The organism is Sphingobium sp. ba1 (assembly GCF_000743655.1).
GTDB lineage: Bacteria > Pseudomonadota > Alphaproteobacteria > Sphingomonadales > Sphingomonadaceae > Sphingobium.
In genome coordinates this window covers 866,182-872,276 of the sequence record NZ_JPPQ01000069.1, presented here as the reverse complement: position 1 = coordinate 872,276, position 6,095 = coordinate 866,182, and the positions used below count along the sequence as shown (strand labels likewise).

The window sequence follows — 6,095 nt, the reverse complement described above, 5'->3', positions numbered from 1 at the left end:
GGTCCCTTTTAGACGCCGATCACCCCGCTAACGGGGTCCCTTTTGCACGCCGATCCACAGTGCGCGCCAATATTGAGCGCATCCAGCGAGAGCAAAGCAGGCTCCCCGAACTGGAAGCACGCATTCCGAAGTTGGAGGCATTGATCGAAAGCGCGGCGATGCTGCTCAAAGACGCATCGGATGATTGGGAACCAGAGCAAACACCGCCCGTCAAACCATGGACGCATATGCTTCCCGTTCCGTTCGGTTCTTGCGGTCGTCGCGGGATGGAGGTTCTCCGTAAAGCGGATGTGCCTATGACCACGCGACAGATCGCACAGGAAGTCCTTCGACAGTCAGGTAGCGAGTGTCCTGACCCCAAGACCCTTCAACGCACCCAGAATGCTATTGAGGCTTCCCTACGCAAACATCGGGGAAGGACCGTCACTTCGTCGGGGAAATATCCGGCACAGTGGAAAAGCATCATAAAGCCGGAAATGGCGTTCGACCCTTGAGTCAATCCTGCCTGACCTGATTGTCGAGTCGAACTGTCACACGATCCACGATCGGCAGTTCAAATCTACACCTTTCATCATTGTGAAAGTCATACAAACGCTTATAGCAATGAATGTATAGTTTCACGATACCGTTGACTGATAAGTAAAAACCAAGGTAAATTCTTGGACTGCGCCCTTATAAGAAGGGCAGATCGCAAATCGGCTGGAACCCGATTTGCGATCCTATTCAACATCCTTCACGCAAGGAAGGAGGTGAAGCGTGCAGATCAACTGCGCGTTATTACGCTATACCTAACTCCCATTGTGGAGTCCATATCCTCTTCAATCTGAATCTAGATGCAGGGTCGTAACCTTCATCACTGCCAGACATTGAAAGAGGAACGCGGCGGTGAAGGAGCCCCGACTGACTTTGTTTCGCAGGTTTGCTTCGGTCTCCTTCACCCCATCGTCGGCGAGCAATGCCTTCAAATCCGCATAGCTGATTTGACGCTTTGTCATCTCGGCGCGCAGCACGCCTTTCGCATAGGCACTCCAATCTTTCACGGCTTTTCACTCCTTATGATGCCAACATCATCATATTTGATGCAAATCCGCTTGCCATTCCTGGAATTAGTCATCATATCCGATGCGGAAGTAACGCATTGGAGGATGAGTCGCAGCATTTTCTTCTCTCGGCAAGGGCACGGACGCTTAGCATCAAGCGCGTCGTTCGTATGTCCGAAGAGGACGCCTATGCGGCATTCATAGCGATCCGCTATGCTGAGAACGAAGGCGCGCCCTATTGCGTCTGGTGCAAATGCGCGGCTGTCTATGAGATCAAGACCCGCCGGAAATTAAAATGCAAAGCGTGTCACCGCCAGTTTTCCGTCACCTCACAAACTATGTTCGCCAGCCGCAAGCTGGAATATCGCGACATCCTCTATGCCATCGCCATCTTCACCAACGGTGCGAAAGGCATAAGTGCGCTGCAGTTGAGCCGCGATATGTCGGTTCAATACAAAACCGCTTTCGTTCTGGCCCATAAGATCAGGGAGTCTCTATCTACCCTGCAAGCCGCGCAGAGGCTGTCGGGCGAAGTGGAGATCGATGGCGCGTATTTCGGCGGATATGTAAAGCCGTCCACTCGCGCCAAGGATCGTCGTGACCGGCGCACGCTGGTAAACCAGACCGGCAAGCGCCAGTGCGTCGTTATCATGCGTGAGCGGGGTGGTAAGAGCGTCCCATTCGTCATGTCCGAACTCGACGGCGCACTACATGCTCCAAAGGTCATAGAACCCGGCAGCATCCTGTATGCCGACGAAGCTAAGCATTATGACAACCTTCACGCCGTGTTCGACATGAAGCGGATTGATCATAGCAAGAGCTACGCAGAGGAAGAGATTTCGACAAATCAGGCCGAATCCTTCTTCTCCCGCCTACGCCGCGCTGAGATCGGCACGCACCACCACATCGACGGTAGATACTTGGGCGCTTATGCCGGTGAGTATTCGTGGAGGGAGGACAATCGTCGCCTTTCCAATGGCGAGCAGTTCCTGACGATCGCAGCGGCCGGGCTTCACCATCCGATTTCGCGCCAGTGGAAGGGATACTGGCAGCGTGGGAAGGCGGCATAATGGCGCGCTATCGATTGTTCCTCATCGGCTCGAATAGCCCGCTTGAAGTCGATTTACCCGCCCGCAGCGTGGCCGAACTCAATGAGATCGCATCACGCGCCCGGTTCTTGGAAGGCCATATGGCCGAAGCGGACAGCAGCGGCGTTTGTCCCGGCGTGCTGATCCCGACCTGCCGTGTCCAGATGATAATTGAAGCCGACTAGAGGATTGAACAGCTTCCCAGCAGAAGCAAGCTACCAACCGCAAGCATCAAGATTCCTTTCAACAAGGCGGCTCCCGCCTTCCCGAACACGAGAACAAACAGAATCAGGGCGACAAGGCCTACCAGCATGTCAAATCTCCGTTACCTCTTTCGTCCTTGCGTTGACGAGATAGTTGGCTGTTCCTTCCCCGCTACGATGCGTGATGCACTGAACGCCATACAGCCCTTCGGAACCTGTCGGACGAACCTCAATGGGCTTGGCGCAGAGGTAGCCATTGGCGTTGATAATCAGCCTGATAAGGCGTTCGCCTTCATCCAGATCGGCGATCTTAATGGCACCGGCGCTTTTGGGTGTGACCGCCACAGTCTTTGATGGAGGAAGCGCGATAATTTGCGGTGGGGACTTTACAGCCTCAACAGGCTTCGCAGGACTAACAGCCGTCACTGCTTTGCTGGCGCTGAGATTGTTGTCCTCGTTCGTAGAAAGAATGCTGTTGCCCATGATGGCAGCGACGAACACCACACCCGACATGATTCCGATTGTCTTTCCACTCATTACCACCCGCTATCTCCCTTGCTGATAAGGCTGCAATAATAGCCAAAGGTTAACAGCGGGATTCTTACTCCGTGGACCTATAATCACCTCTTCGCCGAATTGGAGATGTGAGCGATCCCTATCTCGACATCCTCGGCCAGCGCATTCGCGCTCGACGCCGCACGTTGGGAATGTCGCAAGAGGGACTGGCGCATGAGGCCGGGTTGGATCGGAGTTATGTGGGCCGCATCGAACGTGGCGAACACAATTTGACATTCGTATCGCTGGTGAGGCTTTGTCGGGCAATGAAGTGCGACGTTGCTACAATTACTGCGGGAATGCCAATAATAGCATCTTGATATATCTTGACTTTTCAAGATATATCTGATAATATCACAATATATTGATGGCCGATTTGTGACCATCACCTCCCACAGCAATGGAAATAATATGCGCGCGGACCTCCCACGCTCGCGTGCGGAATGGTTTGTTCCGCACGAGACAACAATCACGCTGCCCGATGGGCGCGAGCTACAGGTTGATGGCATCCCATACAAAGGATGGGGCACTGATCCGGGTAAAGTCTACCGGGTTACCCAACAGGACAGCGATGGGAAGATCGTGGGGGAACGAAGCTGGGTTATTCCGATGGAGCCCAACGAATTTCTGCCCGGTTAAAGTGCGGACAATCTCCCGGCATCACCTTACACCTGCTGAGGTCCACTACATCCACGAGGCTTCCAGTCCATAGCAGCTTGCCTGAACCGCTGCTGCTGGCGGTTTCGTGATATTTGCACTCAGGACAAATGCGTATCGCTTCAATTCCGGCCATGTCGCCCTCCTTTGGGACCACTTAGCTGGAATGAGCTAATGATCCGTGACCGGAAGCTCTTGGTGCGTTTGCTACCTAATACCGCAAACTACTTCCATTCATCCAATAGAAGTTCGGCGAGGACGCATCGTCCATCAAGCTGCATCGCCCCGTACAATAGCTATTTGGCGCTGGCGTCGGCGGCCTTGGCGTGGAAGAGCCAAGACTTCCGACGGGTCCTTCTCAAGGCGCTCAACCGCATTGGCTACAAGCAGTTCAAGCCCTTCTTCGCTCAGCAAACCGCCACGGATGAGACACCGATCCACCAAAACGCGACGAAACGCTGAATAGAGTTTCAGGTCCGGCTGACGAGGTGCCGCCCAAAAATCATCCAAATTGCCCTGGTGTACGACGCCTGGCACTTTGTAGACTGCATGTCCCAGCACCACGACTGGCTTGCCGCTGTTCAGGGCCAGCGTGCCCACAGTGCTGTTGACGGTCACCACGCCCAGAGATTTGCTCACTACCTCGGCAATGTCCCAGTCAGGTAGGTAGGATACGCGATCGGCCACACCATAATGTTTAGCAATCCGGTTCGTCAGCCTGCGCCAGGCGACAAGACCAGCATCCAGCGGATGACGTTTGACCAGCAGGAACACCCCCTGAGGCGCATGCTGTGCGAAGCTCTTTATCACGAAACGCAACGCGGCGCGCATGTTACCAAAGGGCGAATGAACCCGGATCTGATAGTCGGAATTGAGCTGGAGCGGCAGCGTGAAATAGGGCTTGTCTTTGACCGCTTCCCAAACGGCCGCCGAACGCTGAATTTCGCTCTGCCGCGTCAGTAGCTTGTAGCACCAGGCAACGGATTCGAGCAGGAAACTGTGCGGACGATGGGTCTGATAATAGGGAAAATAGGGCCGCATCCAGGCCGATGCCATGCCGTTCCGCATGGTGTTGCGCGCGCGCGCTCGAAAAGTCGATGGCACCGGCGGCAAGTCGCCATCATATGGTGACAGTTGTTCGGCCTGATCAAGATACCATTGCGGATCGAGCGGCAGGGTAGAGTTGCCGTTCACTCCATCATCCTGCAAAGTCAGGAAATCGGGACGAATATAGCCCTCCTCCATGACATGGACACGCAAGCCCCGCAGCCGCGCCATGCCATGCGCGGACGCATGATAGGGACGGCAATCACCATAGAGGATCAGGTCGGTGACGCCATGATTGACGACGAAATCATCGAAGAATAACGGCCAGTTGCGGAACGTGCCGCGATAGTCCGTGGCGTCCCCCGGCCAGTCGATCTTGTCGCCGCCATTGATATTGATCCGCAGGGCAATATGCCCACGCGTCCGAAGGGCATCCGCCAGCATTGCGAAATAAGGGCCGTGCGGCCCTTGCAGAAAAAGAAAGGTCTTGGTTGGCACGTCAGCCATGAAGATAATCAGCCGTCAAAGTCATAAACCGTCGTAACTTTCCCTGCATGGACCGCAACCGGATCAGCCATGTCGTCGGTGGCACAGCCCCATTTGCCAAGCGATCCGTCATCACTTCAGGGCCGCAGGGCAACCGGGTTACCGGGTCCAGATACCGTGGATAGAGAATGAGGGCGGCGGCGACAAGTTCGTCCAGCAACAATTGCCGCCCGCGCCGCGCAACCGGTGGGGCAAGATCGCGCGTCAGGCCCCAGCCTGCATAGAAAGGCATGCCATGCACCGTCACGCGACATCCCCGCATCAGAGCCTCGAACCCGGTCAGCGAAGACAGGACATGCAGTTCATCGACCGCCTGCACCAGAGCCATGAGCGGCGAACCGCGGTCAATCGCATCGGCATATGTCAGCACGGTCGCATCGGCCAGATGCCCTTTGCGATGCCCCGCCTCCACATCGGGATGGGGACGATAGATGATCCAGGCATCAGGCTCGGCGCGTCGGACCTGGCCAAGAAAATCGAGATTGCCGACGACCCCTGCCCCGCCAAGTTGCACCGACAAATCATCATCGACCTGCCCGATCGCCAGCACCGTGCGACGTCCGGTGGGTAAATCAGGCAACCGCCCCGTATCCTGCCCATATTTGGTGACCCCACCGGCGCAAATACGCGCGCGCAGGCGGGCGGCACGTTCCACAAGAGCGGGGGAGAAATCCTGCGTCGCCAGCAAGGTTTCCAGATCGTTGGCAGCCAGCGCATTATAATAGATGCCGCTGCGGTCCACGACGATCGATCCCGGCGGATGCAGCGCCGCACCCAGCCCGCGTGAGCGCAGGAAGCCATCCTCCACCCGCACGAGTTGCACGCCCTGCGCCTGCGCGTCCGCCACCAGCGTCGATGGCACCCGCGAAGGCCAGATGGCCAGCGCACCGCGCCCATAACGGGCACGACGCACCCCCTGCGCTGCAGACAGGAACGGCGGTGAACGCTGCCCATCCCAA

Annotated in this window: 9 protein-coding genes; 5 read left to right on the top strand and 4 right to left on the bottom strand. The window is 56.2% G+C overall.

Annotation, left to right across the window (positions count from 1 at the left end):
• The coding region (locus IL54_RS07245; protein WP_237748810.1) for a hypothetical protein at positions 1–494 on the top strand (494 nt) is incomplete at its 5' end.
• Positions 495–818: 324 nt separating this feature from the next.
• Here the strand turns inward: IL54_RS07245 and IL54_RS07240 are convergent.
• Entirely contained in the window at positions 819–1,040 is a 222-nt protein-coding gene (locus IL54_RS07240; RefSeq protein WP_037474341.1) for a DUF6471 domain-containing protein, read from the bottom strand.
• 98 nt (positions 1,041–1,138) lie between these two features.
• On the opposite strand from IL54_RS07240, the gene IL54_RS07235 reads away from it, so the two are divergent.
• Both IL54_RS07235 and IL54_RS07230 read left to right on the top strand, forming a co-directional pair.
• Entirely contained in the window at positions 1,139–2,110 is a 972-nt protein-coding gene (locus IL54_RS07235) for an IS1595 family transposase (RefSeq protein ID WP_076605472.1), read from the top strand.
• Complete coding sequence (locus IL54_RS07230; RefSeq protein WP_037474339.1) at positions 2,110–2,313, top strand: hypothetical protein; 204 nt, start codon at positions 2,110–2,112, stop codon at positions 2,311–2,313. The genes IL54_RS07235 and IL54_RS07230 overlap by 1 nt, the downstream gene beginning before the upstream one ends.
• 129 nt (positions 2,314–2,442) lie before the next feature.
• Here the strand turns inward: IL54_RS07230 and IL54_RS07225 are convergent, their stop codons facing one another.
• Positions 2,443–2,844, bottom strand: coding sequence for a hypothetical protein (locus tag IL54_RS07225; protein WP_156106169.1), 402 nt, complete (start codon positions 2,842–2,844; stop codon positions 2,443–2,445).
• Positions 2,845–2,975: 131 nt separating this feature from the next.
• On the opposite strand from IL54_RS07225, the gene IL54_RS25880 reads away from it, so the two are divergent.
• Both IL54_RS25880 and IL54_RS07215 read left to right on the top strand, forming a co-directional pair.
• Entirely contained in the window at positions 2,976–3,206 is a 231-nt protein-coding gene (locus tag IL54_RS25880; RefSeq protein ID WP_202807659.1) for a helix-turn-helix domain-containing protein, read from the top strand.
• Positions 3,207–3,264: 58 nt separating this feature from the next.
• Complete coding sequence (locus IL54_RS07215) at positions 3,265–3,525, top strand: hypothetical protein (RefSeq protein WP_156106167.1); 261 nt, start codon at positions 3,265–3,267, stop codon at positions 3,523–3,525.
• Positions 3,526–3,813: 288 nt separating this feature from the next.
• On the opposite strand, the gene IL54_RS07210 is transcribed toward IL54_RS07215, so the two are convergent.
• The gene (locus tag IL54_RS07210; protein WP_037474332.1) at positions 3,814–5,097 is read right to left on the bottom strand and encodes a capsule biosynthesis protein; all 1,284 of its coding nucleotides are present in this window, start codon (positions 5,095–5,097) and stop codon (positions 3,814–3,816) included.
• Positions 5,090–6,095, bottom strand: a 1,006-nt coding sequence (locus IL54_RS07205) for a capsular polysaccharide export protein, LipB/KpsS family (RefSeq protein WP_037478040.1), incomplete at its 5' end; no start/stop codon positions are given. The genes IL54_RS07210 and IL54_RS07205, both read right to left, overlap by 8 nt.

What these genes read in the sequence shown, in the direction of transcription:
- IL54_RS07225 (WP_156106169.1), bottom strand. Translation starts at nt 2,844, where the DNA reads ATGTCGGGTGTGGTGTTCGTCGCTGCCATCATGGGCAACAGCATTCTT.
- IL54_RS07230 (WP_037474339.1), top strand. Translation starts at nt 2,110, where the DNA reads ATGGCGCGCTATCGATTGTTCCTCATCGGCTCGAATAGCCCGCTTGAA.
- IL54_RS07210 (WP_037474332.1), bottom strand. Translation starts at nt 5,097, where the DNA reads ATGGCTGACGTGCCAACCAAGACCTTTCTTTTTCTGCAAGGGCCGCAC.